The following is a 23971-nucleotide window of genomic DNA, read 5'->3' as shown; positions in this document are numbered from 1 at the left end:
CCCGGACTACCTCCGCGACTGCTGGCGGTACCGACCGGGGGCCAGGCCGTACTCTCGTTTGAACGCTTTGGCGAAGGCGAATTCGGAGGTGTATCCGGTGCGCTGCCCGACGGTCTGTACCGGTTTATCGGTGTCGCGCAGCAGTTGCGCCGCCAGGGTCATGCGCCACCAGGTCAGGTAGCCCAGTGGCGGTTTGCCGACTAGCGAGGTGAACCGGCGGGAGAAGGCCGCCCGTGACAGTCCGGCTTTCGCGCCCAGCGCTTCGACGGTCCACTGGCGAGCGGGTTCCTGGTGGATGTGGCGCAGCGCTGCGGTGATCGCGGGGTCGCGTAGGGTCGCGGCCCACCCGGTGGCCGGGCGGTCGTCGGTTTGCTCGTCGAGCCAGGCCCGCAGGATGTAGAGCAGCATGATGTCCAGCAGGGCCGATACGACTGCTTCGGTTCCGTGGTCGGGGTTGGCGATCTCGTCGCCGAGCAGGTTGACGGCAGCTTGTAGCGGCGTGCGGTGGCCGAGACGTGCCGGCAGGTGGATGACCTCGGGCAGCTCCTGGAACAGTGGATGTGGTCGGGTCTGGTCGAGCGTGTATGCGCCGCACAGCAGGATCGTCTTGGCCCTCTCGCCGTCGTCGGCGCTCGGCGTTATCTCCGGCAGGGAGGCCGAGGGTGCGCCCGTCAGAGGCGTCGACGGGCTGTCGGCCAGGGCGTGCCCGCAGCCGTGCGGCAGGCACACCACATCGCCTACACCCAGGGCGATCGCAGCACCATCCGGCGGGATCAGCCAGCACGCCCCTTCCAGCACCACATGGAAGCCGGCCCCGAAGAACGGCTCGGCCCGCACTCCCCAAGGAGCGTGTTTGCGGATTTCAGCGGAATGCGGGCGCCCCATACGCATGACACCGATTGCGTCGCTGAGCACGTCCATTGCCAGATCGTATCGCTAGGCCGCCGTCCGGCAAGACGATTAGATATAAAACGGAGACGGTGAGCCATGGGGAGCGGCTCCTGATCTCCATACGCTGAAGGCGCCAAACAGATTGGCCGATCGGTTTACCAGAAGGGCAGGATATGAGCCAGTACACCGCCATCGCGTCCGCGACCGGCCGCGACGGCCGCGCCTTCAGTTCGGACGGCAAGTTGGACGTCAAGCTGGCCCTCCAGAAGGAGTTGGGCGGCACCGGCGACGGGACCAACCCCGAGCAACTCTTCGCGGCGGGCTACGCCGCCTGCTTCGCCACTTCCATGCAGCTGGTGGCGCAGAAGAAGAAGATCGACGTCTCGGGCATGTCGGTCACCGCCGAGGTCGGTCTCGTCCCCAACGGGCAAGGCGGCTTCCAGCTCGAAGTCACCCTGCGGACGAAGCTGCCAGAGAACCTGCCCCGGAATGTCGGTCGCGAGCTCATCGAGGCCACCCACCAGGTATGCCCGTATTCCAACGCCACGCGCGGCAACATCCCGGTCGAGCTGCTCACCGAGTAACCGACGCACGCTGGACGCCACCTGGACCGCAATCGTCGGAGTCGGCGATCCAGGTGGCGTCGTCTTTCTCGGTGCGGACAGGCTATGTGAGAAACCGCTGGTGGCAGTTGACTCGGTAGTCGTGGTCAGGGTTCAGGATCATCGGGTGTCCGCTGACGGATCCCCTTACGTACAACGGGCTTCGTTAGATAAACGCGCTGATCGCGGCGTGCTGGGTCGTCGGATCCTGGACCCGGAGGTCGGTCCTCGGGAGGTGGCCAACTGTTGTTTACATAAGATCTGGCGAACAGCAAGCACCCGGACAAGAGGAGCCCGCCGTGATGCGCTCGACGACGTTGCTGCTGGAGTGCCTGCACCGGGCCGGGATGCGCGACATCGTCACGATCGAGCCGGCGACGGGTGGGGTCGCGGCGCTCGCGGGCACAGCCACCCGCCGGGACGCGCCGTCGGTTTTCGCCAAGGCATTCGCCGAACCGCCGGCTGACGATGTCTTCGTCGCGGAGGCCGAAGGGCGCCCTGCGTGAGCTCGGCGGCGTGGCGACACCCGAGGTGATCCTGGCGAACCGGGAACTGCTTGTGTTGTCGGTGCTGCGGCCGAGGCCGCGTAGCGAGACCTTCTGGGAGCGGTTCGCGCATGAGCTCGCCCGCCTGCACATGAGCACGACCCATCCTCGCTTTGGGTGGCACCGCGACAATTGGCTGGGCCGCCGCCGGCAGGCCAATACCTGGGATGACGACGGGTTTACCTTCTTCGCACAGCACCGACTGCTGCGGTGGCTCGGGGAGCCTCGCGTCGAGGCGGCGCTCGACGCCGGAGACCGGGCGGCGCTGGAGCGGCTGTGTCACCGGCTACCCGACCTGCTGCCGGACCGGCCGGCGTGCCTGACGCACGGCGACCTGTGGGCGCAGAACGTCCTGGCCACCCCGGACGGCGAGCCCGCGCTGATCGACCCGGCCGTGTCCTATATGTGGGCCGAGGTCGACCTCGCCCATGTGTGGTCCACCGCGCCCCCGCCCGAGGCGCAACGGTTCTTTGAGGTCTATGCAGAGCTGACCTCCCTCGATGGCGACTGGCGAGCCCGCATGCCGATTGTTCAGCTGCGACAGCACCTCGCCGTGATCGCCCAGTTCGACGACGACTGGGGCGCGGGCGACCAGATCCGCGCCACGCTTGCCCCGTTCCGCCAGCGCTGTTGCGATGACCGCCAGAATCCGCCGATCCCTAACGGACAGCCGCCAGGAACATCCGGACATCGGCAGATCCGGATACTTGGCCCTGCAGGCCGACGACGAGTGCCAGCTGGACCTCGGGATGCCAGACGCTCGTCGCGGGATATTGAACGGGCTACATTCGGCGCGTGCGTACCGCCGGTACGGTAAAAATCGGGCCGTGAGCTGCCGGAATGCGGTCGGATTCTGCCACGTATGGTCCACCAGCAAAGAGAGCACATCCCATTGATGGATGTGCTCTCTTTCTGTCTCTGAGTGACTTGGGGTTCTGGACCGTCTGCCGAATAGGCCCCTTCAAAGATCAAGGGCCGCGCACGCGCGGCCCGGCGCACCGCGTCTCCCCCCGCGCTCTGCCTCCGGCCCGCGCGGGGGACGCGGGCGCCAGCCGCAGTGTTCACCTAGGAACCCTGAGGCCGAGTTCGGACTGTCATCGTGGACCAGGCCGTCCCTCCCGTGATGCCGTCATGTCCGAGTACCACAGCTTCCTCAGACCTCGGGGCTCTGCCCCGAACCCCGGCCACCGCTTCAGAGATGCACCCGGCGCAGCTGCGGAAGGGGTTGGAGGGGAAGGGTTGGGGTGGTGATCTCCTTACGACGCCACCCGGAGGGCATGCCAGCGAACCTCAGTGCCGGCAAGGGCCAAGCCGCTACGCGGTCGGCTACGCCGAGCCCTTGCCGGCACTGAGAACCCCTGGCTTGGTCTGAGACTGCCGTCGCAAGGAGATCACCAGTCATCACCAGCCAGCAGCGCGAGAGTGCGGCATGATGACGTGCATGATCAGCCACTTTCGCGACCTGTTCCAGCGAGTACGCCTGAGGCCAGGCATGTATGGCGTACAGAATTACGCCGAGACCACCTCGTTCGTAACCGGCTGTGACGCAGCTATGGGCTGGATGCTGCTGGAGGGCTTCCGCGAGTGGCTCCTGGTCCGGCTCGGCAGCGAGAGTTCGCTGGTGTGGTCAGCGTTGGTCCTCGAACTGACCCCTGGAGTCGGGCTCCAACCTGCCCGGCAGCTGTCTGCCGAGGCTGAGACTGCGGCCCATGACCAGCTGTTCGATCTGCTCGATCAGTTCCTCACAGTGAAGGAGCAGCACGACGGCCTACGCCAGGTGTTCGCTGAGTACGCGGCACGCCGCAGCGAGTGGGATGCGGCAGACGAACTTGACGACGGAGACGACGCCCCGTAGCACATGTCAGTAGCGTGCCAGATCGGCATGCCGCTACAGGCCTCGGGCGGGCACCAGCGGGCAGATGCTTGGCGACACCGATCCAGCGTTTCGGGCATCCCGATCGGTTCTCGGCGGTCTTCCAAACTGGCGGTGCGCCTGACTGGCGACGCTCGGGGAGTGGGGTGATCTTCGGCTGGAGAGTCAGCGAAAAGTCAGCGAACCCGCTGACTCCCGCCTCTGCCGAGCGCTTCCAGATGCGGACGGCTGCGCCAAATTCCAGGCGCGTCGATGGTGGGCGACACGGGAAGGCAGGTCCTCACCGCGTGCACACGGAAGAGGTCACTGGTTCGATCCCAGTATCGCCCACCATCGAACATACACGGGTATGTTCGAGTCTATCGATTGGCCTGCGGTCCGGGCTCTGGGGACGCCCAGGACGTGGTCTCATGCTCGCTATGAACGGATCGCGATCTTCTGCACGCTGCACTTTCTGCGCCGCGGGCAGGTCGACGACACCTTCGCGCTCGCCGAGATTCTGGCAGACGACGACCATCTGATGCTCGCCTCGACCACCGGAGGCATGCTTCGCGAGGCTGGCAAGACCGACCGCGCCCGGCTGCTGGACTACCTCGACCGGTACGCCGCTACGGCACCGCGCGTCCTGCTGCGCGCGGCGATCGAGCACCTGGAGCCCGAACAGCGGCGGCACTACCTGGCCTTCGGCCGCTGAGCCGCACCGCGTTGATCATGGGGTTCGCGGCCCCGGCAAGCTGGCCGCACTCCAGACGGCTTGCGCGAGCGCTCAACACGTACTCCGCCCTGCAGCGGATGGCGCAGCTCGGCGGGTACACCGGCCCGGTCGACGGCATCCCCGGCCCAACACCTGAGCTGCGTTCGCCAAGCTCATCTGACACGACGACAGCGGGTCGGCCCGGCCGTTCCCTGGCCGGGCGGACCTGAACTGCTGGCACGGCAGCCGACGCAGGCCGAAGGTGCGGCACCTCGCTGACGACGCGACCGGCGGGATCCGGGACGTCGGTCGCCTCCCGTGCTGGGCGAGCGGCACGGTCCCGGATCCCGTGAGGCGCATCAGATCCGCTGCGCCCCGGGCCGCCCGGACTCGACGAAGAACGATCCGAACGTGGACTGCGGCGCGTCCGCCCGGCTCACGGTCCTCACCATCTGCAGGTCGGTCCGCATGCCCGTGGCGTCCAGCCGGCAGCGGACGTAGCCGCGGCGGTCGCCGTCGAAGAACTTGATGTGCGGGTTGAACCCGATCATCGGACCGTAGTACGGGCCGTAGACCTCGCCGTCGCCGTTGCTGGAGATCGACGTCCCGACGAACTCGGTCGCCACCACCGGCGACTGCGGATCGTCGAAGTCCCGCAGGATGTCGTTGACGAACGTGGAATGCCAGTCGCCGGTCACCACGACGGGGTTCGACACCCCGTGGCGTACCCAGGCCTCGGTGAGCCGGTTGCGCGCGGACGGGAAGCCGTCCCACGCGTCGTGCCACAATAGGTCGCCGGCGGGTCCGTCGTGGTCCAGGCGCGCAAGCATCACGTTGCTGGCGAGCACGTTCCACTTCGCCGACGACGCCGCCAGGCCGTCATAGAGCCATCGCTCCTGCTTCGCGCCCAGCATCGTCACTTCCGGTTGGTACGCCTCGGCGCAGGCGGCCGCCTCGCCCCACCCGCACGGCGGGATGCTGCGGTACTGCCGCCCGTCGACGACGTCGATCTGCGCCAGCTGCCCCCACCGCAGGCGCCGGTAGATCCGCGGACCATGCGGGCCGGGGGCGGCGGGGGCCCGGACCGGCTGGTGCTCGTACCAGGCCTGGTAGGCCGCCGCACGCAGCGCCCCGATGTCGCCTTCGTACTGCGACTGCGTGTTGGCGTAGTCGTTCTGCACCTCGTGGTCGTCCCAGGTGACCGCCCACGGGAAGCGCGCGTGCGCGGCCTGCAGGTCGGGGTCGCTCTTGAAGAGCGCGTACTGCATCCGCCAGCGCTCCAGGTCGCGGGGCGCGTCGCGCAGGATCTGCGGCGTGGGCGTACGCCGGTAGCCGCCGTCGGCGGGGATGCCGCCCTCATAGACGTAGTCCCCGAGGTGCAGCACCAGGTCGAGATCTTCCTGGGCCATGTGCCGGTACGACGGGTAGTAGCCGCTGGTCCAGTCCTGGCAGGACGCAAACGCGAAGGCGAGAGAGCCGCCCGCGGCCCGCACGTGCGGCGCGGTCCGGGTGCGCCCGACGGGTGACACGTCGCCGCGGTAACGGAAGCGGTAGAACCACTCCCGATCCGGCCGCAGCCCGTCGACCTCGACGTGGACGGAGTGCGCCAGGCTCGGCAGCGCCCGCGCGACGCCCTCGCGGACGATGCGGCGGAAGTGAGCATCCTCGCTGACCTGCCAGTCGACAGAGACCGCCCGGGGCGGCATGCCGCCACCGGGCTCGAACGGCCGCGGGACGAGGCGAGTCCAGAGCACGAAGCCCGAGGAGGTGGGGTCGCCGCTGGCCTCACCGAGCTGGAACGGGTATTCGCCGCCGACCGGGCGAGGCGAAGCGGTGGCCTCGCCCGCGGTCATCTGGGCCAGCGCGGCGGCGCCGGCGACGGTGGCGACGCCAGTGAGGAATCGCCGCCGGTCGACGGACGTGGCCTTGTCATGCAGGGGGGAACTGGTCATGCCGGATAGGTGTAATGGCGCATCATGACCGGCGGATGGCCGTCAGGTGAGCACCCGGCAGGCCCCGCGTGGCAGTACGACAAGATCGATAACGTGCATCGGACGTTCAGCCCCCGGCGCGGTCTCACCCTCGTCCGAACCGTCGTACGGGACCTCATCGGCGAATCGTGTCGATCCTGCTCGCCCGCCTGCCGCTGCGGACCTCTTGGCAGCGGCGCTGGATCGGGCAGGTATGGCGGGTCAGCAGGCTCGACGGTGGGTGGTCCCTCATTAAGATGCCGGAGTTGCAGGACGCGGCGTTCACCGCAGCAACCGGCCTGGCCGAGTCCGCCGGTCTACAGGGCGAGCTCGTATGCCAGGAAGCTGACGTCCCCTCCCAAAAGTTGCCAGCAAGCGGATCTCGGCGTCGTCGCGGTCGGCAAGGTGGACCAGCGGACTCGGCGGCCGGCACATGACCACATGTCCGAGCAGGCCACGGTCGTCGGCGGCCACCAGCGTCCAGGTGTGCGGAGCAAGACTGCGGCCGGCGGCCTCGGCCTCGGCCGGAATCCGGTCGAGGCCGATGCCGCCGGCGCGGTCGACTACCAGTTGGCCTGGGCCGGGGGAGGCGGGAGGGCTACGCCCGGCTGCTTGATCACGTACACGACGCCGCCGCTGGTCCTCAGCCATGCCGCCTCGAACGCGGCGCGCCCGACGGTCTTGCGTACGGCCGCGTTGGTCGCCGCGGCGGGATCGTTCAACACCGGCTGACCGGTCGCCGAGAAGCCGACCAGCACCAGCAGGTGCCCGTTGGTCGAATAGGACAGGCCTGGAATCTCGTTCTTGCTGAATGACAGCGAGAAGACCAGCGGGATACCGGCGGCGATGAACTTCTCCGCCTCGTTGAGCGAGCGCAGCCGCGTGACGAAGCCGTCCAGGCCGAACCGGCCCGCGTACGCGGTGTTGAACGGCCAGTTGCCGGTGCCCTGGTAGTTCAGGTCGTAGGTGTGGCGGGCGGCATGGTCGACCCACGGATCGGCGTAGCTCGGATTGACCCATGCGTAGTCGGCAGGAGTGGGGCCGGTGCCCCAGAACGCGACCACCATTGACGTCGAAGTCGGGCTGCACCACGCCTCGCCGCCCCCGTTGTACTGCGGGTACTGCCCTGCGTGGATGTCTTGCGAGTACTGCGGCACGTTGAGCGTGATGCCCTGCGCCACGGCCGGCAGCGTCGCCGTGCCGGCCCCGGACACGGCGGAGGCGACCGCGCCGAGGCTGCGCACCACGGGTGTGAGCGAGCCGCCGGCCGGCCGGTACAGGGTTACCCGCGCCTGCCAGCTGATCAGTTCCCGACCGGCGGCCGCGGTCCAGGTGTCGATCGCGATGCCGCCGTCGCCGTCGGTCTGGCCCGGCACGGACGTGCGCTGCACGCTGGCATCGTCTGCGGCCCACCGTCCCATGATCTTCCAGGCCGAGGTGTTGCCCGCCGCGGTCACGCCTCGCAGTTCCACCTGCACCCACGTGGCTCCGGGCGTGTCAGCGGTCCAGGATGCGATCGCCTCGGTAGCCGGGAACCCGGTGGTCACCATCGGTGACGTCCAGCTCGCGTAGTCGTAGCTCGATCCGAGATAGGTGAACTGGCCGGCCGCGGACGTGATGCGCAAGGCGTCACCCGATGTCGCGGTGCCGAGATGGGCACCCGTGCCGAAGTCGGCGGCCGACGTCCAACCCTTGTAGGCGATGTTGCGCGGCCCGGGCGGCGGCGGGGGCTTCGCCGCCCACGCGGGGCCGGCGACGCCTGCGATGCCGATCGAGGCGCCCGCTGCCAATGTCGACCGGAGGACTGCCCTGCGCTCCATGAACTCTCCTCACGATGGGAAACTTCGATAAAGACTCCCTCGACGAAGGTATTTTTCACAATGCCTGATCGGTTTGTGAAGGCGGGCAACCAGGGTGCGGATCGCTTCGGCGCCAATGTTTCGGTGCGTCTTCGGCGTCGTGCAGGACAGCGACCGCTCCGTCATCCCCGCCGTCACGGCCGAGCGATCTAGACCGTGAGCCGGGAGGTGTCGTAGAAGGACGGCGGACCGTCGGCATGGAACTCGACCCCGGCGAACGGCGGATGTTCCCCGAAGGGCGACAGGAAACGGATCACCGTCCCGTCCGGGTCGGGCACGTCGAGCTGGACGCCGCCGCCGGCCCCCCGGTCGATGAGCGGCCCGTGCTCGACGTCGAGATCGTCGAAGCGGCGCGCCAGGTCTTCCAGGACCGCTACCGAGCCGACGCCGAAGCTGAACAGATCGAATCCGGGAAACTCCGGCCGACTGGGGATGACGGCCCGGTCGCGCAGGCCGATGAGGAACCGCTCGTGCTGGTCGGTCAACACCGCGCCGCGTACAACGCCTTCTTCGACGAACTCCCAGGCCAGGCGCAGGTCGAAAACGCGGGTGTACCAGGCGACGCTGCGCCGCAGGTCGGAGACCGGGATCTTGACCTGCAGGATGCATTCGATGCCGATAGTCATGGCGCGAGGGTATGGGACCCGGCCACCGACAACGGGTATCACTCGGCGGGACCGTAAAACCGGCGACGTCGGGCGAGTTGAGCCGGCGCGTCCGGCGTAGGCGAGGAGGGCTGCCCCGTGCGGCTACCTTGCCGATTAGCAGCGCGAACAGCTGCGACGACGTGCACCCTACTCTTGACCACTACCCGAGGTAGCGGACGGCGTCGATCTCGATGTCGAAACCGTCGAGCGCGACGGGGATGGTGGTGCGGGCCGGCAGGTTCTCGGTGCCGAAGAACTCCACGTAGATCTCGTTCATCGTGTCGAAGTCGGCGAAGTCCCGCAGGTAGAGCTCGACCCGGACCGCTTGGCTCAGGTCGCCGCCAGCGGTGCGGGCAACCGCGGCCAGGTTGGCGAAGGCGGCCCCGGCCTGCTCGGCGAACGTGCCCTTCACCCACGTGCCGTCCGGCAGGGCTGGACACGCCCCGGCAAGGAACACGTGATCACCTGCGACCACGGTGTGCGAGTACGGTCCACCGGGCGGTGCGGCACCCTCGGCTGTGATGGTCCTTTTCGGCATTGTCGACCTGCTGGTCGGCGATGGGTTCTGGGGTTTGTGACGCAGGAGCGAACCTACTCGCCGCCCGCGGTCGCCAGCCGGCCGGATAGTTCTCCGAATCGGGCTGGCAGCTCCCCTGTCGTGGGCCGGTGCCGGTCAGGTCGTGCGGGCTAAAGCAGGCCGGCGCCTATCAAGCACAACAACAGCAAGGCTATGGGGATGGCGATCCAGAAGGCGTCGCCCAGGTCGGTGAGCCGCCCGCCGCCGCCGGGACGGATGCGGAACAGCACGAACAAGGCGATGACGACGATGCCGAACAACAGCAGGGGGTCCATGTCGCGGGCCTCAGGCTTCGTGATGGCGACCGCCTGAGGCGCGGGCGGTCGCGGAGTTCTCCAGCAATTCAAGATTATCACTGGGCTTCCTGGCGGTGCGGCCGTTCGGCAGCCACACGCCCGCTCCAAGACGGACCGGGACGACCGCAGGTCCTCGTCCCCGATCGGAACGGCACGCGGTCGGCCCGACCGTGTGACGCTTGGAGGCTCTAGCATCCCCGATGCGATGTGGGCCGTCCTGGCGTCACTGATGCCGGTGCGTGAATGGCGCAGAGGCAGCGGGCCGCGCAAGTGGGCGACCGGCTGATCTTCGACTCGGTCCTGAGTTTCGACCTAACGGAAGTCGCGGCTGGCGGGCCGGGTGGCAATCTGCAGTGGGGTGACCTTGTCCGCGACGAGGTTGAGCACGCCGGACGCTGACTCGAGTTGTCCGCGGACGACGAGCGCGTTGTGGCGGGTCAGCATTGCCCGGTAGCGGGAGTACATGCCGGGCGAGCAGATGACGTTGAGCATTCCGGTTTCATCTTCGAGGTTGAGGAAGGTGACGCCTTGGGCGGTGGCGGGCCGCTGCCGGTGGGTGACCAGTCCGCCGACCTGTATCCGGGTCTTGTCGGGCACGCTGCGCAGCCGGTCGATCGGTAGGACGCCGTCGGCGTCGAGGCTGGGGCGGACGAGTTTGATCGGGTGGTTGTCGGGGGACAGGCCGGTGGCCCAGACGTCGGCGACGAGCAGGTCGGCTTCGTCCATGCCGGGCAGGGGCGGGGCTTGTATGCCGGCGATGGTGCCGGCGAGTTTGTCGGGGGTGTCCTGGGCGGCTGCGCCGGCGGCCCATAGCGCGGCGCGGCGGTCGAGGCCGAAGGCGGCGAAGGCGTCGGCGGTCGCGAGCGCTTCGAGGTGTGGGGCGGTGAGTCCGGCTCGTCGTGCGAGGTCGGTCATGTCGGTGTAGGGGCCGTTTTTGTCGCGTTCGTCGACGATGTGGGTGGCGATGTCGGTGCTGAGGGTTCGGACCTGGTCGAGGCCGAGGCGGACTTCGGGCCCGTCGAGGCCCCACTGGCTGGGGGCTTCTCGTGGTTGTGAGCCCCATCTGGTGGTGGGGTTGTGTTCGAGGGTGGCTTTGACGCCGCTGCGGTTGATGTCGGGGCGGTGGACGGTGACGCCATGGCGGCGGGCGTCGTCGACGAGGCTTTGTGGGGAGTAGAAGCCCATGGGTTGGGCGCCGAGTAGTGCGGCGCAGAACGCGGCGGGGTGGTAGCGCTTGAGCCAGGCTGAGGCGTATACGAGGTAGGCGAAGCTGATGGAGTGTGATTCGGGGAATCCGTAGCTGGAGAAGGCTTCGAGTTTGGCATAGACGTCGTCGGCGACGGCGCCGGTGATGCCGCGGGCGGCCATGCCGTCGTACAGCCGTCCTTTGATCTTGGCCATTTTCTCGATGGACCGTTTGGAGCCCATGGCGCGGCGCAGTTGGTCGGCTTCGGCGGGGGTGAACCCGGCGACGTCGATGGCGAGTTGCATCATCTGCTCCTGGAACAGCGGCACCCCGAGGGTCTTCTCCAGGGCGTGGCGCATGAGCGGGTGCCCGTACTGCGGTTCCTCGAGGCCGTTGCGGCGGCGGATGTAGGGGTGGACGGAGCCGCCTTGGATCGGCCCGGGTCGGATGAGCGCGACCTCTACGACCAGGTCGTAGAACTCGCGGGGTTTGAGCCGGGGCAGCGTCGACATCTGCGCCCGCGACTCGACCTGGAACACTCCGACGGAATCGGCGCGGCACAGCATCTCGTAGACCTCGGGGTCGTCGCAGCGCAGCTCGCCGAGGTCGAGGTCGTTGCCGAGGAACTCGTGGGCGTAGCGCAGTGCCGACAGCATCCCTAAGCCCAGCAGGTCGAACTTGACCAGTCCGGCGGCGGCGCAGTCGTCCTTGTCCCATTGCAGGACGCTGCGCCCGGGCATCCGCGCCCACTCGACGGGGCAGACCTCGGTCACTGGTCGGTCGCAGATGACCATGCCGCCGGAGTGGATGCCCAAATGCCGGGGTGCGGACAGCAGTTCGCCGGCGTAGGTGACGACGTGTTCGGGGATGCCGGCGGCGGCGTCGGGGCTGATGTCGTGCCAGCGGTCCAGGGTCTTGCTCCACGCGTCCTGCTGGCCGGGGGAGAACCCGAATGCCTTGGCCACGTCCCTCACCGCCGACCGCGGCCGGTACGTGATCACGTTGGCGACCTGGGCGGTGTGCCGGCGGCCGTAGGTGGCGTAGACGTGCTGGATCACTTCCTCGCGCCGGTCGGATTCGATGTCGACATCGATGTCGGGCGGGCCGTCGCGTTCTGGGGCCAGGAACCGCTCGAACAGCAGCCGGTGGTGGATCGGATCGGCGTTGGTGATCCGCAGGGCGTAGCAGACCGCCGAGTTCGCGGCCGACCCGCGGCCCTGGCAGTAGATGTTGCTGACCCGGCAGAACTCGACGATGTCGTAGACCACCAGGAAGTAGCCGGCGAACCACAACTCGGCGATGATCTTCAACTCGCGGTCGATCTGCGCATACGCCTCCGGGTGCGCCGACGGTGGCCCGTACCGGCGGGCGGCGCCCTCGTACGCCAGGTGTCGCAGCCAGGAGTCCTCGTCGTGACCGTCCGGCACCGGGTACGGCGGCAGGTTCGGCGCGATCAGCTGCAGATCGAACGCACACCGGCCCGCGAGTTCGACCGAGTACGGCACGGCGGTGGGGTAGGCCCGCATCCGGTGCGCCATCTCCTGCCCTGAGCGCAAGTATGCCGTCGGGGTGCCCAGCCACGGCGCGATGTCGTCGAGGCTGCGGTTTGAGCGCACCGCCGCCACGATCTCGGCCAGCCGCCGCCGTTTCGGCGCGTGGTAGTGCACGGCGTTGGTCGCCAGAACCGGGAGCCGAGCAGCCGCAGCGAGGTGGGCCAGCAGGTCGTTGTGCTCGCTGTCGAGCGGGTTGGCGTGGTCGGTCAGCTCGACCGCGACATGGTCATGGCCGAACAGGTCGACCAGCTGCTCCAGCGCGGCCGTGGCGGCGGCCGGGTTGCTGTCGGCGACTGCCTGCTTCACGGAGCCTTTGCGGCAGCCGGTCAGGGCCACGACGTGTCCGCGTAGCCGGTCGGCGGCCTGGGCGAGGTCGTAGCGGGGCATTCCCTTCTCGCCGCCGGCCAGGTGGCCGTCGCCCAGCACCCCGGCGAGCCGGTGGTAGCCCTCCTGGCCCTCGGCCAGCAGGAGCAGATGCTCACCGGGCGGGTCTGGCATCCCGGTCCGGCCGCCGCGGCCCAGGGACAGTTCGACGCCGAACACCGTCTGCAGGTTGTGCTCGCGGGCGGCCTCGGCGAACCGGACCACGCCGTACATGCCGTCGTGGTCGGTGATCGCCAGGGCGTTCAGGCCGAGCCGGACGGCCTCTTCGACGAGTTCTTCCGGGCTCGATGCGCCGTCGAGGAAGGAGAAGTTGCTGTGGCAGTGCAGCTCGGCGTAGGGCACTGCCGTCGTGGGCCGTTCGATCGGCGGCGGTATGTAGGCCTCGCGGTGACGGGTGAACGCTGGGCTGTCGCCGCCGTCTGCGTCGGCCAGGACATCGACAACCGGACCTCCGGTAAGCCGCCTGTGCAGGTCAGCCCAGGGGAGATCATTCGCACCGTGCCACTTCATCGAACAAGTGTACTAATCCAGTTTCGTGACCTGCTCGGGATCCCTGAACATCACCGCTGTTACTCCCAGACTTAGTTGGCCTTTCCCCCGGATAGTTGGCCATTTCTCCCACGATGGTCGGCCATGGCTGTTGAGAAGGTGTCGGGTGGTCGGCATTTATGCACCCACAGCCGGCCGGAGACTGCCAACACAAAGTAGTTGCATAACTACTGTTAGTGCGGCGCGGTGTTTCCGATTCGCCCTTTTTCCTCGATACAACACTCTTGATCTCCCGCGGGGAGATCTGCTGATCTCGTCGAGGAGACACATGAAGTCGTTCAACCGACGCAGGGCGCAGCGCGTCCTCGGCGTGGCCGGGCTCGCGGCCGCAACCCTGCTGGCATTCGGAAGCTTCGCACAGGCCGAGCCGGAAGCAGCGGCCGTCATCCAGGCGTGCGTCAGCAAGAAGACTGGCGACGTGCGCATCCCCGAACTGCCTCGCGGCGACAAGGGCTGCGCCAAGAACGAGCAGCCCCTGACCTGGAACGTCAAGGGGCCTCGGGGTCCGCGGGGGCCGGAGGGCCCGCAGGGCCCACCCGGAAGCGGGGCGCTGCTGCAGTTGTTCGAGGCCACCGGTCAGGCAAACCTGGGGGAGGGCCCGGTGACAGTCGTCAGCCTGCCGCTAACCGAGGGCCGGTTCGCGGTGACGGCGTCGATCATCGCCACCTAGACCGGCCGCTTCCCAAATTTCGAGTGCGACCTCACGGTCGGGCAGACAGGGATCGCCGAGGTGTTTGAGAGCCTATCCGGCGAGGAGGTTGGCCTCACGCGCATCACGGCCGCCACGACGGCCCTGGCCTCAGTCGGGCCGGGTGGGCAGGTCGACCTTGTCTGCCGCGGCGCCGCCAGGCCGCTGCAGGCGCGGCTGACCGCGGTCCAGGGCGCGCCGGCGGCTGCCACACCGTAGCGGCATCGCGATCCGGCGGTCTGGTCGACCGGTGACCCGTTACCTGACCGACATCCCCACGACTAGCTAGTGCCGAGCAGTACTTAAGCCACGCCAACCTGGTACGCCCGAACAACGGCCGACTCGACCACGAGTCGGCCGTTCCGTGTTGTCCCCCTCCATGACTATGCCAACTAACCACGGGAAGAATGGCCAAGTGGCCGTGGGAATGCACACGCCGACCCTGATGGGCAGCCCTGCGGTGGCCAACTAAGCCTGGAAGTCACAGACGCTTGCGGCACCCCGGGCCGGGCGGTATCGGTTGAGGGCTGTCCGAGGTGAGGATGTCAGAGGGTGGTTCGTTGGGTTCCGCCCGTTTTGAGGTTGGCTCTGGAGTGGGAGTCCTGCTCGCGGGGCTATGCGGACGGGGTCGTCGGGGTGAGTGCGAACAAGCCCGGCTCGGTCTCGACCAGGATCTGCCGGGCGACAAGGCGTTTGAGCTTGGCGCGCATGCCCTCGGTGTCCTTGGCAGTGGTACCGGCACCGAGCGCCAGACACACGTCCTTGGCGCGCATGCCGCTGGTGGCGGTGGCGAACACGGCGAGGATCTGCTGGTAGGCGACGCTGGCGATGGTCGCGTCGGCAGGCGCCGTCGTTTCGCCCGCACCGGTCAGCCTCATCAGCGTCTTGCGGGTGATCGCGAGTTCGGCCAACTCGGTCTCGGCGAGGGCCAGTTCATCAGTGAGCTTGGCGATCTGCTCGCGTAATGCTTCGGCCGCCGCGGTCGCGGCGGCCTCGCGCTCGGCGATCAGGTCCAGGATCGGCGGCATGGTCGGTGTCCTTTCTACGCGTCTCGCCAGGACGGCGTCGTCGTGCCGGTCAGCCGGCGGACCAGGTTCGCCGTCGACGCCCAGAAGGTGCGCGACACCGACGACGCCGGGTTGCTCTCGTACTCGCGGACAAGGCGCCGGTGCAGCATTAACGTGCCGTTGGTCTGTTCCACGACCCACCGGCGTTTGACCGGGACGAACCCGGGCTGGTGGTCGCTGCGTTTGACCTGCTCGACATCGACGCCGAGGATCGCGCCGTGGATCGCGACGTCGTCCTTGAACCCGGAGTCCACCCACGCCTTGGTGACCGTCGGGGTGTGCTTTACGACCTCGTCCAACAGCTTCACGCCGATTGTGTTGTCGGTAGCCGAGGCGGCCACGACCACCACGGCGACGATCAGTCCAAGGACGTCAACAGCCAGCCCACGCTTGCTGCCGGGCACGCGCTTGGCCGCGTCCTTGCCGGTCGTGTCCGCCGGAACGTGGTTGGCCGCGCGGATCGATTGGGTGTCCAGCACGACCGCGGTCGGGTCCTCCGAGCGGCCGGCCTTCTCCCTCGCCTGGCAGCGCAATAGGTCGTGGATGGCCTGATCGGTGCCGTCGGCGCGCCACAGCGCGAAGTAGTAGTACGTCGCGGACTTCGGCGGCAGGTCATGCGGCAGATAGGCCCACTGGCAACCCGTCCGGTTCTGGTAGAAGATTGAGTTCACGATCTCCCGCAGCTCATAACGCCCCTCATGGCCCGACACCGACGGGTGCCTGGCCTTCCAGGCCCGCAGGAATGGCCCGAGCACCGCCCACTGCGTATCGGTCAGGTCGCTCGGATAAGCGGCGCGTCCACTCACGACAAGACCAACGCGGCACAGCCGCAACGGATATCGGGGTGCTCAAACAAGACGTCATCGTGCAGTAACGAATTGCCAGAGCCTCATAAATCGCCAGCTCAGATGTCGCGTGGAACAGCATAGCGGCGCAGCCATACCGGGTGCTCCGGCTCCTCGCCGGTGAGCAGCCGAAGCGTCGCGGACAACTCGGCTCGGGTGATGGCTGTCGCCGCGAGGATGCTGTGCCAGCACGGCTCCTCCAGCAGCATCGCGCGATAGGCCTCGCTCGGGTACGCCTGGGCGAGACTGGCCTGCTGGTCCTCGACCACCCATAACGACAGGTTCTGTACCACCAGCCGTGCCAGCCGTTCCCGGCCATGATCGAGGTCCGGCGCAGGAATGCGGATGCCCTCCACGCTGCGCGCCGACTGCTCTGCGTACAGGCCATCCCATATCTGCAATGTCCAGCCGGGCCAGAGGCCGTTCCACCGCTCAGCGAGGCCCTCCAGCGGGATCGTCGCACTCCACACCCCGGCAGTGCGCGTGGTCGGCTCCAGATGCAGGCCACCCTCCGGCACAAACGTGCACTCGGTCACGCGATCGGACTCCCGAAGCTGCTCGATCAGGCCCACCCCGACCTCCCATGGCGGTGCCGCGTCCTCACCCAGGGCGTAGGCGAGGGTGTCGCCGACAGTCACCAGGCACTGCAGCGCCGCGTCTGCGGGCTCGTCGCGATAAAGCGGGCGCGGGTCCCGGTTCGTCCGGCGCACCGCGGCGACGTCCTCACCAAGGTGCGTGAGCATGTCGCCAAGACCGTCGAACGCCCACCGCACATCCCAACCGGGCCATGCGGCGACCGCCGTCACCAGGAATGCGGCCCTCGTAGAAGCCGACCCCAGGTCGCTCCCCTGGTCGCTGAAGACCATGAGCACCCGCCGATCCCAGTCGACGAGCAGACCGCCGTGCGCCTGCGCGTCGCTTACCCAGTCGTCCTCGCCGAACGCCCGCTCCCACAGAGAGAAAACGACCGACGACTGCGGGCCCGAGGACCGCGAGCTGGAGTACCTCGTAGCCGCCGAGATGGCTGTATAGTACGCTGCGCCGGCCGTCGCGCACCGAGACATAATTCGCTGTCATCGACATGGTCGAAGACGTTAGCGGCCAGACCGACGTCACCGTCGCCCCTGGCGCTCCTCCTGCTGTCGATCCCAAGAAGCACGACTTACAGGCTCAGCCCAGAAACTCACAAAACGCCCTCTGATAACAGCCGGTCAAACATCTTCTGAGCCCTCACACCGACAGCGTGCTGGCTGCGCTCGTTTGCGGCCGGTTGGGGTCGCGTGGGGGTCAGACCCCAGCACGCGTTACACGCTGTCGGCTCGCGTCAGCCCGGGGGGTGACCCCCTCGATGCGAACTACCGGCGGCACGGCCGCTCAGGGTCTCGTGCGAGGTCAAGCGGTCTCGCTCACACCGCTACGGTCCGGTGCGGCTGCTTCCGTTGCTGTACTGAGCTGCTGTACGGGTCGCTTGCTCCGGAAGCGGTGCCAGAGGCGCGGACCGAAAACGATGAGCAGCGCCGGACCGAAGATCTTGAGGGTCAGCCACAGCGACGCGGCCATAAGCTGGACCTGTACCAGCAGCTCGTCCATGGCCGGAGGGTACAGACGGTCAACCACACAGCGCTGACCAGTATCCGGCGTACAGGCCGACTCGTCCGTCGCCCTCATGGTCGCGCCACCGGCATGCCTTCTAAGCTGCTGTTCAAGTGCGTGTTGTCGGCCAACTCCTGTCGTTGTTGGTCGCCGTTTGACGGCCTGAGGACGGCCCAGAGTCATGCACGGCGGCCTGGAGACGGCCTGACGTCGGCCTTCAAACTTCCGATTTGTCGCGCGACGGTCGGCGACGGTCATCTACGAGGTCAGTTGCTCGGCGAGGGTCGACGGTGGTCGTCTGCGGACGGTGCCGTTGCTGTACTTCGCTGCTGTACGGTCGCAGCGTGGAACGGGGCAATTGATCCGCCTGCTCGGTGAGCGCAACGATGCCTTCGAGGCATGCCGGCTAGCGCTGGAAGACGGGGCGTCGTTCCGGATCTTTGAGGACCCCGCGCCGCTACCGGCTCACCATTACGCACGGATCTACGCACGGCGCGAGCGGCTCACGCGCAATGCCGGCAGACCTACGCTCGGGTTCCGGGAAGCGGCCGACCGCCTCGGCGAATCGGGAGATCAGCCGTTGCGGCTGGGCCAGGTCACGGTGATCTCTCCGCCGTACCACTTCCAGCTGTTCCTGACCGCGGACATCTCCGCCGTGGTGGCCTGCCTCGGGGTAGACCAACAGCATCAGGCGGGGCGACGACAGAGAGACCCGGTTTAGTAAGGGGCTGCTCGTTCGCATCCTGTGAGGGCGGCCACCTGCGGACATCCTTGCCGACGTACGGCCTCGGTCCTAGATCGTTCCACGCACCTTCCGTAGGCCTCTGTCACTCGGCCCACGCCCCTGTCGGTCCCACTGTCATCGGCACTGCAATTTTGGCCGCGCTTGCGCCGGTGATGCAGCATGTGGAGGCAGACGACGGGAGTGGAATTGATCAATCTTCAGACTGGAGTATGGGGTGAAGTGCGAGTGGTTCACCTGTCATCAAGTGGCCTCGGGGAAGGCGAAGGAGTAGCCGTTTTCGTGGGTAAACCCCACATTGAGCCCGCTCCGCTCGTGCGCATCCACTCGCGCTGCCTCTTTGGCGAGCTATTCTCATCGTTCCATTGCGACTGCGGCGAACAATTTTCGCTCGCAGCAACTGCGATACGAGATGAGGGTGTCGGCATCATAATCTACCTTGATCAAGAGGGTCGAAGTGCTGGACTACTTACGAAGATGAAGGCGTATATGTTGTCCGAAACCGAGGGGCTCGATACTGTCGATGCTTACCATGCGATGGGCTTACAAGCTGATGGCAGAAGCTACCGCCACGCTGGTCATTTATTAATGAATGAAGGCATACGATCCATCAGGCTCTTGACCAACAATCCGGAAAAAATTAACCAGATAATCGCGCTAGGCCTTTCCGTCGAACGTGTTCCGTTGCGCGCCGATCCACGAGCGTCAAACGCCCGTTACATGGAGACGAAGCGCAGGAAGCTCGGACATGACATCGACCAATAAGCGTGTCAATAAATCCCCGTTTGAGTCGTCCGCAAGCTTCATGCTGGCCGAGTTCGACGTACTTCACCGCCGGATTGAGGGTCTTGAGCGCGAACGATCTCAGCGGTCAAACTCGTACGTGCTCATCATGGGAGGCGTTGCGACAATTGGTGTCGGCGTTATCGGTACCCGGCCCCAGCTATTAAGTAGTCCTGCAATACTCGCCGCCTTGGTTGGCCTGGCATCTCTTGGCGTGATTCTCTTTAGACAGCATGTGGTTCTAGCTGCTCAGATCGTCGTTCTTTACAGACGGGCAGGGCGCATTCGAACCTGGTTCGATGGTCTGGATCCTGGTCTACGCCCATATCTGCCGTGGACACCAGGTGACGATACGCCGCCATTCCGGGATTCAAAGACTTACAGTACCTATGCTGCCACCGACCCGCTCCTCACCCTAGGCTCAGCGATATCCTTTGCGCTCGGCGCATATGTGGCGGCGAGCCAGTCCAACGCCGCAATCTGGTTCGCAATCACTGTCAGTGTTGCCGCATTCCTACTGTCATTATTAGTTTTCTCTAGGCTACTACGCCACTGGACCGCCGGCCTTGAGGCAGTAGCGCAAGAACCTTACAATGTGCACTTTCCGTATCTAGCTAGGATCTCGGCACATGACGAATCCGGACATCGATAAATCCGACAGCTGGAGATATGAAGAGGGCGACGCAGATCCACACCAGGAACGGCGTCTTTCGATCGCGTTCACGCCGATGCTTATACAGAAGTTCTCGCGTGCCAAGCTGCGTGATCGTGTCCCACCGAGCTCAGGTCTCCACGGGCCATACCCGCCTAACGAACCAGATTCATGATCCGCGAGACAGAACCTAGCGGGCGGTCGCCGCTCGCCGTGCCAAAGGTGCTGAACGCAGGCCAGCCGCCTGCGCCGAAGGTCCCGCCAGCGCCGATCAGCTCCATCGGCCGACGACGAGGAAGCTGGCGGTTGTGACCGAACAGCGCCGCGTGCGCCGTGGCGCGCTGAGGGCACGGCTCCATCTCCTGGCAGGACAGGCACCGTCCGCCGGCGTCGGAACGTAGATGTTCGGAGATGACCTGGTGGGCGGCGTCCGGACCCAGTAGCGCGGCGGCCCGCACCGTGGCTCGCACCCGATTCACTGCTGGGCCTCCCAAGTGCTGACGGCAGTGGCCCAACCGTGTGTGACCTGCACGATCGCCGCGTGCCCTTCGCTGTTGAGCCGCAGCGTCAGACCACTGGCGCGTCGCACCTGGTCCAGCAGCCGCTCGTTTAACAGCTGGTACAGCGTGGCTGTCACCGCCTCCACGGACACGTCCGGCAGCGCTGCGGTCAGTTCGCGGACGGTCCACGTCCGTCCAGGCTGTGCCAGCAACGTGCCGTAGATCTGCTGCCTGGGCGTGCTGCGTACCGCGAGCACCTTGGCGTGCAGCGGTCTCATGGGAGATCACCGTCCCGCACCGTCTGTGCCCATCGAGCCTGCGAGCACGGGAACCTGGCGAACATGCAAGCGAATTCGTAGCAGCCCTGGCACAGGCCGTGTTCGTCAGGTGTGTGCACCAGCAGGATCGAGCGAGCGTCGTCCTCGATGCCGGCATCTGGCTTGTCAGCGGTGATGATCATGACCATGGACCCGTTCTGGCGTCGAGGGCTTGGACGTCGGTGGGGCTCCATCCGGCATCGACGAGCACGTCGAAGGCCCAGCCGTAGGCCGTGCACGGGAACATCTCGTGGCAGTTGAGGCAGCGATCGCCTTCCGGCCACGAGATCGGGCAATGTACCCGCGCCACGTGTTCGGCCTGGGGTAGGCGGGTGCGGGCCCGCTCGCTTTTGTCCAGTGCGGAATCCACCGCTGAATCCTCCCGTCGTCACGCGATGCGCCCGGCCGGACGGAGACGGTGTCACGTCCGGCCGGGGCCTTCTTTCGCTGCCGGTGCTCCGCGGTGCGTGGCGGTGGCTCGGTAGCGGGATCGACGGGAACGCCCCGTCGTCAGTAGCGTGGCGGCTGCGGCTTGTAACCAAGAAGCGGACAAGCGTCAGCTGCTGTCGGCCGACACCGATGTACAGCCATGCGCCGAGCGAGAGCGGAACCCGCTAGGGTCGTCCCATGGAGGCGGCAGGGCGTCGAGCCAGCGAATGGACGATCCACGGCGAACGGGTGCTCGACGACACCCGGCGTGCAGCGCTGAGCATCGCCGATGTCGAGCTGCCCAACGGGGTCCGCTTCGAGCAGTACGTGCTCCGCGTGCCGACAGCGGCGATGGTGATCGTGGTCGACGACGCCGAACGGGTGCTGATGATGTGGCGCCACCGCTTCATCCTCGACCGGTGGGTGTGGGAACTGCCCGGTGGCTACATCGACCCCGACGAAGACCCCGCCGTGTGTGCCGCACGGGAGGTCGAAGAGGAGACCGGCTGGAGACCACGGCTGCTGGAACCGCTGGTGACCTTCCAGCCCATGGTGGGCACCGTCGACCAGACGAACCTCGTCTACCTGGGGCGCGGGGCCGACCACGTCGGCACCGCGCCCGATATCAACGAGACCGAACGAGTCGAGTGGATACCTCTCGACGACGTCGAGCGGCGGATGCGGCTGGGCGAGATTGTCGGCGCGGGCTCCGTCTCGGGCCTGCTCGCTGTCCTTCTACTGAGAGCGCAGGGCAAGCTCTAGACCGCGGTCAGTACAGGGCGAGCCCGTTCGGCGAACGCTTGCACGGCGGGCAGGCCGACATGCTTGGCAAGCCGGTCCGACAACTCACCCAGGTAGTCGCGAGCGCGCATGGAATCCAGCCCTTCGGCTGCGTCGACGGCCTGCATGCCCACTGCGCTCGCCTGTTCGAGGTCGCCTGCCTGCGCATGCGCGGTCGCCAGCAACGCCAGGTTGAACTGCTTGCCACGTGCGTAGTGCCGGCCGTCCATGTCAAGGGACCGCTCGGCGAAACGCTGCGCGAGGTCACCTCGGCCCAGGGTGGCGAAGCAGTGCCCGAACTTGGCCGCCAGATACGACTCGTCGAAGTACCCGATCCACTGCGGGGCGCTGGTGCGATCTGCCTTGTCGAACGTGCGCTCAGCCCGGTCCAGTGCTTTGGCGCAGGCTGCCTCATCGCCACCCGATGCATGGCCCTGGGCTTCCAGGACCGCGGACTCGGCCTCGATCGCCTTGATCCCCGCCTCGGCGGCCACCCGGCCTGCCGCACGGGCGAGATCGACTGCATGCGTCGAAGCTCGCAGGTAGGCGGCTTGATGACTCATTGCCGCCAGGATCTCGGCACCCAGGGCCCGGTCGCCTGCACCGTATGCCAGCCGCAGCGCCTGGATCATGTACCGCTGAGCGAGGCCGTTCATGCCGATGTCGTACGACGCCCACCCGGCCAGCTGCGTCGCTTCAGCCGCAGCCGACAGCAACGCCCGGCCCGTGTTCGCGTCGTACCGGCCGTGCAGCATCGCGGCCACCTCGCCTTGGAGGAACCGCACGATGCTCTCCCGCACATGGCCACCGCCGAACTGGTTGTCGAGCGTGCGGTAGGTCGCCGTGATCCGTTTGACCGTCTCGATGTCCGGCTCGCCGATCAGCCGATCACCATCGCCGGTCGGATGTTCGTCCATCGGCGAGACAAGCCACCGCATCGCGGGTGCCATGAACGCCGTCGCGCTGAACCCGACCGCCCGCAACATTTCGCGCCGCTGCACATCTTCCTGCCAAAGGTCTACGGCCAGGGCGATGCCCTGTCGCCAATCCGGCGCAAACTCTAGCCCGAGACCATTGGGGGAGTCGTGGAAGTCGCGAGCAGTATTCTGTCCGCCGCTGTCGGCTGACATCTCCCGCACCATGGCTGACAATTCGGCATTGCCGCCAAGCGCGGCGTCCAGTAATACAGCGACCGCCACGCTCGGCTGCTTCTTGCCAGATTCCAGGTCCCACAGGAACCCGTGAGAGCAGTGCACCTGCTGACCAAGGCGCCGGAGCGAGAATCCTCGCTGTTCACGCAGCTCCTTGAGTCGTGAAGGGAAGGCTGGGTCGACCAGAACAGATCGTCGCGGCATGACCTACCTTCCCTTGCAAGGAGGATCGAGTGGGTGATACGCGAGTTGCTCTCGCCGCATGTTTAAAAGAGGCTCAATGTGGCGCCCTGGTATTGACAACCGTACCTGGTGAATGGTTGCCAGTCACGGACGATTCGTCTTGGCGGACTCGTCGCCGTTCCAGGCGCTCCACATGGCGAGGCCATCGCGGTTCCATGCCGCCCGCCATTTCCCGATCATCGGCTGGGTCTGTGCCGGGTCATCGTGTCCGGACCCGGACTTGCCGATCCGAGAAGAGGTCGAACAGCGGCTCCAGGTCGGCTCGCTCAGGCAGACGTAGAGCAAGTCGGTGGCGTGAACTCGCCATGAGCGCCTTCGAGTCGGCCACAAGGCGAAGGTGAACGGCAGCGCCGCGGAAGCATGTCGTTTCCATGAAGGATGCTCGTGTCGGCGCGGGTAGCCCGCGGTTCTATGGCTCAGGCCTCGGATCGTGTTGGCCAACACGGAGGTGTTGGCGCCTGCATCCACGCCCGCTGTTGGCCAACACGGTAGGAACGCTCCTGGTGTTGCGGCGGACTAACGAGCCCGCCTGCAGTTGCACGTGAGTTCGCCGAC

Annotated in this window: 25 protein-coding genes; 10 read left to right on the top strand and 15 right to left on the bottom strand. The window is 66.8% G+C overall.

What is annotated here, in order from left to right; genetic code table 11:
• Window positions 1-6: 6 nt before the first annotated feature.
• A complete protein-coding gene (locus FLL47_RS14105) occupies window positions 7-921 on the bottom strand; it encodes an AraC family transcriptional regulator (RefSeq protein ID WP_144120973.1) in 915 nt (304 codons plus the stop codon).
• A 143-nt stretch (window positions 922-1064) separates the two neighbouring features.
• Between FLL47_RS14105 and FLL47_RS14100 the strand changes: the two genes are divergently transcribed.
• The 5 genes from FLL47_RS14100 to FLL47_RS14085 all read left to right on the top strand — a co-directional run bounded on the left by FLL47_RS14100 (window position 1065) and on the right by FLL47_RS14085 (window position 4605).
• Window positions 1065-1475: an organic hydroperoxide resistance protein gene (locus FLL47_RS14100; RefSeq protein WP_144120972.1), complete on the top strand. Its 411-nt coding sequence runs from the start codon at window positions 1065-1067 to the stop codon at window positions 1473-1475.
• 317 nt (window positions 1476-1792) lie between these two features.
• The gene (locus tag FLL47_RS44025) at window positions 1793-1999 is read left to right on the top strand and encodes a hypothetical protein (protein WP_246157910.1); all 207 of its coding nucleotides are present in this window, start codon (window positions 1793-1795) and stop codon (window positions 1997-1999) included.
• 10 nt (window positions 2000-2009) lie between these two features.
• Window positions 2010-2855, top strand: a complete 846-nt coding sequence (locus FLL47_RS14095; RefSeq protein WP_246157909.1) for a fructosamine kinase family protein — start codon at window positions 2010-2012, stop codon at window positions 2853-2855.
• 624 nt (window positions 2856-3479) lie between these two features.
• On the top strand, window positions 3480-3893 hold the full coding sequence (locus tag FLL47_RS14090) for a hypothetical protein (RefSeq protein ID WP_144120971.1): 414 nt from the start codon (window positions 3480-3482) through the stop codon (window positions 3891-3893).
• A gap of 367 nt (window positions 3894-4260) precedes the next feature.
• Entirely contained in the window at window positions 4261-4605 is a 345-nt protein-coding gene (locus FLL47_RS14085; protein ID WP_144120970.1) for a DNA alkylation repair protein, read from the top strand.
• A 359-nt stretch (window positions 4606-4964) separates the two neighbouring features.
• Here the strand turns inward: FLL47_RS14085 and FLL47_RS14080 are convergent, their stop codons facing one another.
• The 6 genes from FLL47_RS14080 to FLL47_RS14060 form a co-directional block, all read right to left on the bottom strand.
• Complete coding sequence (locus tag FLL47_RS14080) at window positions 4965-6557, bottom strand: alkaline phosphatase D family protein (RefSeq protein WP_144120969.1); 1593 nt, start codon at window positions 6555-6557, stop codon at window positions 4965-4967.
• A 581-nt stretch (window positions 6558-7138) separates the two neighbouring features.
• A complete protein-coding gene (locus FLL47_RS14075; protein WP_144120968.1) occupies window positions 7139-8395 on the bottom strand; it encodes a C39 family peptidase in 1257 nt (418 codons plus the stop codon).
• A gap of 188 nt (window positions 8396-8583) precedes the next feature.
• Complete coding sequence (locus tag FLL47_RS14070) at window positions 8584-9060, bottom strand: VOC family protein (protein WP_144120967.1); 477 nt, start codon at window positions 9058-9060, stop codon at window positions 8584-8586.
• A gap of 181 nt (window positions 9061-9241) precedes the next feature.
• Window positions 9242-9619 carry a RidA family protein gene (locus tag FLL47_RS14065; protein WP_144120966.1) on the bottom strand — a complete coding sequence of 126 codons (378 nt, stop codon included), beginning with the start codon at window positions 9617-9619 and terminating at the stop codon, window positions 9242-9244.
• Between the two features lie 149 nt (window positions 9620-9768).
• On the bottom strand, window positions 9769-9933 hold the full coding sequence (locus tag FLL47_RS42920) for a hypothetical protein (protein WP_186315727.1): 165 nt from the start codon (window positions 9931-9933) through the stop codon (window positions 9769-9771).
• A 333-nt stretch (window positions 9934-10266) separates the two neighbouring features.
• Complete coding sequence (locus FLL47_RS14060) at window positions 10267-13587, bottom strand: error-prone DNA polymerase (RefSeq protein WP_144120965.1); 3321 nt, start codon at window positions 13585-13587, stop codon at window positions 10267-10269.
• A gap of 307 nt (window positions 13588-13894) precedes the next feature.
• On the opposite strand from FLL47_RS14060, the gene FLL47_RS14055 reads away from it, so the two are divergent.
• Window positions 13895-14296: a hypothetical protein gene (locus FLL47_RS14055; RefSeq protein ID WP_144120964.1), complete on the top strand. Its 402-nt coding sequence runs from the start codon at window positions 13895-13897 to the stop codon at window positions 14294-14296.
• Window positions 14297-14928: 632 nt separating this feature from the next.
• On the opposite strand, the gene FLL47_RS14050 is transcribed toward FLL47_RS14055, so the two are convergent.
• The 4 genes from FLL47_RS14050 to FLL47_RS14035 form a co-directional block, all read right to left on the bottom strand.
• Window positions 14929-15342 (bottom strand): hypothetical protein, encoded by a 414-nt coding sequence (locus FLL47_RS14050; protein ID WP_144120963.1) that lies wholly within the window; start codon window positions 15340-15342, stop codon window positions 14929-14931.
• Between the two features lie 14 nt (window positions 15343-15356).
• A complete protein-coding gene (locus FLL47_RS14045; RefSeq protein WP_144121003.1) occupies window positions 15357-16187 on the bottom strand; it encodes an IS5 family transposase in 831 nt (276 codons plus the stop codon).
• 98 nt (window positions 16188-16285) lie between these two features.
• Window positions 16286-17098, bottom strand: a complete 813-nt coding sequence (locus FLL47_RS14040; protein WP_144120962.1) for a hypothetical protein — start codon at window positions 17096-17098, stop codon at window positions 16286-16288.
• 520 nt (window positions 17099-17618) lie between these two features.
• The gene (locus FLL47_RS14035) at window positions 17619-17816 is read right to left on the bottom strand and encodes a hypothetical protein (protein WP_144120961.1); all 198 of its coding nucleotides are present in this window, start codon (window positions 17814-17816) and stop codon (window positions 17619-17621) included.
• 310 nt (window positions 17817-18126) lie between these two features.
• Between FLL47_RS14035 and FLL47_RS14030 the strand changes: the two genes are divergently transcribed.
• The 3 genes from FLL47_RS14030 (at window position 18127) to FLL47_RS14020 (ending at window position 19996) form a co-directional block, all read left to right on the top strand.
• Window positions 18127-18540 carry a hypothetical protein gene (locus FLL47_RS14030; protein ID WP_144120960.1) on the top strand — a complete coding sequence of 138 codons (414 nt, stop codon included), beginning with the start codon at window positions 18127-18129 and terminating at the stop codon, window positions 18538-18540.
• Window positions 18541-18723: 183 nt separating this feature from the next.
• Window positions 18724-19326, top strand: a complete 603-nt coding sequence (locus FLL47_RS14025) for a GTP cyclohydrolase II (RefSeq protein ID WP_144120959.1) — start codon at window positions 18724-18726, stop codon at window positions 19324-19326.
• Window positions 19310-19996 (top strand): hypothetical protein, encoded by a 687-nt coding sequence (locus FLL47_RS14020; RefSeq protein WP_144120958.1) that lies wholly within the window; start codon window positions 19310-19312, stop codon window positions 19994-19996. Before FLL47_RS14025 ends, FLL47_RS14020 begins: the two co-directional genes overlap by 17 nt.
• A gap of 475 nt (window positions 19997-20471) precedes the next feature.
• On the opposite strand, the gene FLL47_RS14010 is transcribed toward FLL47_RS14020, so the two are convergent.
• Genes FLL47_RS14010 through FLL47_RS14000 form a run of 3 tightly spaced genes read right to left on the bottom strand, consistent with a single transcriptional unit; the run spans window position 20472 to window position 21183 of the window.
• The gene (locus FLL47_RS14010) at window positions 20472-20774 is read right to left on the bottom strand and encodes a hypothetical protein (RefSeq protein ID WP_144120957.1); all 303 of its coding nucleotides are present in this window, start codon (window positions 20772-20774) and stop codon (window positions 20472-20474) included.
• The gene (locus FLL47_RS14005; RefSeq protein ID WP_144120956.1) at window positions 20771-20962 is read right to left on the bottom strand and encodes a hypothetical protein; all 192 of its coding nucleotides are present in this window, start codon (window positions 20960-20962) and stop codon (window positions 20771-20773) included. The genes FLL47_RS14010 and FLL47_RS14005 overlap by 4 nt, the downstream gene beginning before the upstream one ends.
• Entirely contained in the window at window positions 20953-21183 is a 231-nt protein-coding gene (locus FLL47_RS14000) for a hypothetical protein (RefSeq protein ID WP_144120955.1), read from the bottom strand. Before FLL47_RS14000 ends, FLL47_RS14005 begins: the two co-directional genes overlap by 10 nt.
• 257 nt (window positions 21184-21440) lie before the next feature.
• On the opposite strand from FLL47_RS14000, the gene FLL47_RS13995 reads away from it, so the two are divergent.
• Window positions 21441-22004 (top strand): NUDIX hydrolase, encoded by a 564-nt coding sequence (locus FLL47_RS13995; protein WP_144120954.1) that lies wholly within the window; start codon window positions 21441-21443, stop codon window positions 22002-22004.
• Here the strand turns inward: FLL47_RS13995 and FLL47_RS13990 are convergent.
• A complete protein-coding gene (locus tag FLL47_RS13990) occupies window positions 22001-23377 on the bottom strand; it encodes a helix-turn-helix domain-containing protein (RefSeq protein WP_144120953.1) in 1377 nt (458 codons plus the stop codon). The genes FLL47_RS13995 and FLL47_RS13990 overlap by 4 nt on opposite strands.
• Window positions 23378-23971: the final 594 nt, after the last annotated feature.

This window comes from Catellatospora sichuanensis (assembly GCF_007483665.1).
GTDB classification, from domain to species: Bacteria; Actinomycetota; Actinomycetes; order Mycobacteriales; family Micromonosporaceae; genus Catellatospora; species Catellatospora sichuanensis.
Note: the sequence above shows the minus strand (reverse complement) of the source record. Positions and strands in the feature narration are given on the sequence as shown.